Origin of the sequence: Moorena sp. SIO4A5 (assembly GCF_010672005.1) — a bacterium.
In the GTDB taxonomy this organism is placed as follows: Bacteria; Cyanobacteriota; Cyanobacteriia; order Cyanobacteriales; family Coleofasciculaceae; genus Moorena.
On the sequence record NZ_JAAHHZ010000487.1, the window covers coordinates 1 to 3,628 of the forward strand.

Below are 3,628 nucleotides of genomic sequence, written 5' to 3' on the forward strand. Positions count from 1 at the left end.
TGGCCCCAACTTGGAGATTTCGACAGTCTCGAATACGCTTGGTGGCTGCAACGGGAAGCAAAAAGGTTACAGGGCGAGGGTATAGTAATACGAGCTGTTGGTATTGGCAATCGCGATTCTGGTAAGCAATTCTGCAACTATACGGGGTTTCCTGGGGATTGGCTGTTTGTCTCTCCCAATGCACAGCTGCACCACCAGCTTAATCTATATCCAGGACTATCGCTCAAGCTACCAGGGCTCTCAATAACCCTAAATGCCTACTTGAATTTGCTGCTGATGTGTGCGGGTATTGGTAGTCCTGGCACTCTAGCTGAAGTATTTCGAGGCTATTGGGGCGATAGTCAGGCTCCGCAGTTGCTCGATGATGAGGAGGTTGTGCGAGGTGTACCACTTCCCCCTATCAAGGGCTCATTCTTCAGGCTGGCTGGTGGCAAAGGTTTTCAAAGACCCTTTGAATTGGCAACCCTGCGGCTGCGGAATATGACAGAGGTTTTAAAGCACTGGAATACTTATGTACCCAATGGGGCTTATCTGACCCAGCGAGGGGGAACCTTCTTATTCGATTCACAGGGGAAATTACTCTACGAATACCAGGATTGCGGGCTCCTTGGCTTTGCTCAGAATATGAGTCGTCCACTGTCGTTTTTATTAGATTAAGTAGCTGGACAAAAATAAACCTCGCTGTATTAACTTGTGTAAAGTTGCCAAAAAATCCTCTGTTCCCAGATCCGCTGTTCCCTGTTCCCTATTTCAACAGTTAATTTTATTTTTGTCCGACTACTTAGTTCTACCAAAGCGATAGTAACTTAGAAGTAAGTACAGAATTATAAGAGCAAGACAGGGAGAAAATTGATGCGGTTATCACCACTTTTATTATAAAAATTATAAGCTGCTACTCAGTCAGGAATAGAGCAGGGCATACAACAAGGAATACAACGTTAAAAATTAAAAATTAAAAATGAATGAAGCCCAGTAGGGTGGGAATGCGATCGCGTTCTCCACCGAGCCCAGTAAGGGATGGTGCGTTCGGTGATCTTCGGTGAATAAATGTCTTGATAGCTCTTGTGTAATCGAACCCACCCTACAAGATCGTACGCACTACCAGACGACTTGATCGCGCTGCAAGCCAAAGTTCAAGACATTGTAACCAGCATAGTGTTAGAATTATTCCATTATGCCAACAATTTTACGGATCGGTCTTTTTAGAGGCTTGGTATGGGTATTTTGGCAATTCGAGCGGATGAGAGAGTTAAGAATGTCTACTTTACTGAAGAAACCATTAGTGTTGATTTAATGGATGGGCGGAAAATTACCGTACCTCTAGTTTGGTACCCAAGGCTACTTAATGCCACACCCGATCAACGTTCAAATTGGGAAGTTTGCGGTGGTGGTTATGGTATCCACTGGAGCGACCGAGGACGAGGATTTGAGTACAGAAGGGATGCTGCGTGGTGCGCCAGCCCCATCCTCCAGAAATTTATGAGTTAATCGAGGTGAGGGACCCTAAGGTTCAAGCTCACTGGCGGCAGGTATCTAACGGTTACGAACTAAGCGTACGCCAGTCCGTCCAGTGCAGGATCAGAAAGGTTACGCAAAAGCCCGTGATTGTTGGGTTTCGTGCCTCAACATTATCCCCCCTTTGAGTCAACCTGGTGAATTGAGTTCGTCGTTTATGGTGCGTTCTGTGATAGTCGGTCAATAAATGTCTTGATAGATCCTGTGTAATCGAACCCACCCTACAAGAGCGTACGCACTAATAAACTTCATCGTGAGTGCCAATATCAATTAAAACGATTTCTTCTTCTAAGGTGTCTTGATTTTGTTCAAAGTTGAAAATAAGACGACAATCATATTCTACCGAACAAGCCCAAGCACCTGATAATTTACCTTTGAGTTTATGAGTGCGTAGTATAGGATTATAAGGATTATCAGCCAGTAATCTTAATTTGGCTTCAATTTTTGGTTTTAAATTCGGTTGACGTTTAATGATTGCCTTAAAAGCTCGCTTAAATGATGATGTTAAAATTAAATTAGTCATTGTTTAATTCGGCAATAACATCATCAACTGTACCCCGAAAAACGTTACCCTGTTGATAGTCTTGGTGAGCTTTAGTTATATTAACAGCGATTTCCTCTCTTCTTTTTTCAATTTGTCTATGTCTAACAATATTAATTAAATCGTTCTGTTCATCTAAAGAAAGAGCGTCAATCATTTCTAAAATTTGATGGAATTGAATTGTTTGCATCATTTTTTACTCTCTTGCCAAAATATTAGTTTACTCTAATCTAATTTATTCATTATTTTCAATTTAACACGCCCAAACAAATGATCGCACTTTCCCAAATCGGAATTTTAGAAAGGGCTATGTTAGTTGGAGATGCTGGGTTTCCTTCCTCAACCCAACCTACAAGAGCGATGCTCCTAAGGAGCCGCTAAAAGCGAACGCACTTGGGGACAACGATCGTTCCAAAAAAGGTCGGTTAGATGCACGATGAAAAAACTCGCTACAATAACCGCAGTATCATGCCAGTAGCCATTGAACATGACAACTGAACAAATCACGATCGATCTGCCTAGTCCCATCTTCCACCAACTGGCACGAATTGCCAAAGCTACGCAGCAAAGTGTAGAGACACTTGCACCTGCATTGTGTAGTTAGCAATTTGCCACCTTCGGTTGATAATGCCCCAAAAGAAATGCAAGCAGAGTTATTACAGCTTCAGACACTAGATACTGAACAGCTACTCAACATTGCTCAAGCAGAAATAGACCCTGATCAGCATCATCGCTGTGTTGAGTTGCTAGACAAACATCAGGATGAGAAACTGACACCGGAGGAACGGCGGGAACTCGCCGAGTTGCGACAAGCAGCCGATCGTCTCATGCTACGGAAAGCTTATGCCTGGTCTGTTCTACGTTGGAAAGGGCATCGGATTCCTGCACTTATTGATTTACCTGTGATTCTATGACCATATCTGTTGAATTACGACGGCGCGTAATTCAAGAAGCCAATTTTCGCTGTGAATATTGTAAAACCTCTTCCCAGTTGACTGGTACACCACTAGTCATGGATCACATCTGGCCTCGCTCACAAGGTGGAACAGACAATCGAGAAAATTTAGCTGCTTCCTGTTATCGCTGCAATGAATTCTTTGGGAGCAAAATCTACGCAATTGATCCATTAGACTTGGAAGTATGTTGCACTCTATAATCCACGAAATCAATTTTGGTAACGACCATTTCATTTGGAACAATGGTGGAACTCATATTGCTGGAATAACACCAGTGGGCCGAGCAACAGTAATAGCGCTGCCCTTGAACAATGAGAATCTGATTGAAGCAAGAGCAATTTGGATTGAAGTAGGCTGGCATCCACCTAATGAGTAGGTAACAGAATTGAGCATTGATGGAAATATTGATCGCGTACGACCGATATTTGCAAACAAAAATGCCTACTAATTATAGCCTATAATGGCAGGGCTATTTCATTCTAAAAAGTGGCTTAAGCGTGTCTAGACCAAAAGAACAGAGTCGTTGAGCTTGTGCCATGTTTTCTTTCCATGTGGTCACGGTATAAATTGAGTGTAAAATTGCGAGCGGAGCGTAAAAATTTTAGGCAGAGGGTTA

The 3,628-nt window shown here is 42.8% G+C and carries 6 protein-coding genes and 1 pseudogene; 5 read left to right on the forward strand and 2 right to left on the reverse strand.

Annotated features, from left to right (window positions below; genetic code table 11):
• Positions 1-657 (forward strand): peroxiredoxin-like family protein (locus F6K57_RS39685; RefSeq protein WP_293074286.1); only part of this gene is annotated, 657 nt, incomplete at its 5' end.
• Between the two features lie 558 nt (positions 658-1,215).
• Positions 1,216-1,483 (forward strand): annotated as a pseudogene (locus F6K57_RS39690) (DUF2442 domain-containing protein).
• Between the two features lie 270 nt (positions 1,484-1,753).
• Here F6K57_RS39690 and F6K57_RS39695 read toward each other — a convergent pair.
• A complete protein-coding gene (locus F6K57_RS39695; protein WP_293052061.1) occupies positions 1,754-2,038 on the reverse strand; it encodes a type II toxin-antitoxin system mRNA interferase toxin, RelE/StbE family in 285 nt (94 codons plus the stop codon).
• On the reverse strand, positions 2,031-2,249 hold the full coding sequence (locus F6K57_RS39700) for a hypothetical protein (protein ID WP_293052058.1): 219 nt from the start codon (positions 2,247-2,249) through the stop codon (positions 2,031-2,033). Before F6K57_RS39700 ends, F6K57_RS39695 begins: the two co-directional genes overlap by 8 nt.
• Before the next feature lie 448 nt (positions 2,250-2,697).
• Here F6K57_RS39700 and F6K57_RS39705 point away from each other — a divergent pair, with 448 nt between their 5' ends.
• The 3 genes from F6K57_RS39705 to F6K57_RS39715 are packed head-to-tail and all read left to right on the forward strand — an operon-like array spanning position 2,698 to position 3,388.
• On the forward strand, positions 2,698-2,970 hold the full coding sequence (locus tag F6K57_RS39705) for a hypothetical protein (protein ID WP_293052055.1): 273 nt from the start codon (positions 2,698-2,700) through the stop codon (positions 2,968-2,970).
• Entirely contained in the window at positions 2,967-3,212 is a 246-nt protein-coding gene (locus tag F6K57_RS39710) for an HNH endonuclease signature motif containing protein (protein ID WP_293052052.1), read from the forward strand. Before F6K57_RS39705 ends, F6K57_RS39710 begins: the two co-directional genes overlap by 4 nt.
• Positions 3,197-3,388: a hypothetical protein gene (locus tag F6K57_RS39715; protein WP_293074291.1), complete on the forward strand. Its 192-nt coding sequence runs from the start codon at positions 3,197-3,199 to the stop codon at positions 3,386-3,388. The genes F6K57_RS39710 and F6K57_RS39715 overlap by 16 nt, the downstream gene beginning before the upstream one ends.
• Positions 3,389-3,628: the final 240 nt, after the last annotated feature.

Coding starts and splice junctions, on each gene's coding strand:
- F6K57_RS39705 (WP_293052055.1), top strand. CDS start 2,698: ATGCAAGCAGAGTTATTACAGCTTCAGACACTAGATACTGAACAGCTA.
- F6K57_RS39695 (WP_293052061.1), bottom strand. CDS start 2,038: ATGACTAATTTAATTTTAACATCATCATTTAAGCGAGCTTTTAAGGCA.
- F6K57_RS39700 (WP_293052058.1), bottom strand. CDS start 2,249: ATGATGCAAACAATTCAATTCCATCAAATTTTAGAAATGATTGACGCT.
- F6K57_RS39715 (WP_293074291.1), top strand. CDS start 3,197: ATGTTGCACTCTATAATCCACGAAATCAATTTTGGTAACGACCATTTC.
- F6K57_RS39710 (WP_293052052.1), top strand. CDS start 2,967: ATGACCATATCTGTTGAATTACGACGGCGCGTAATTCAAGAAGCCAAT.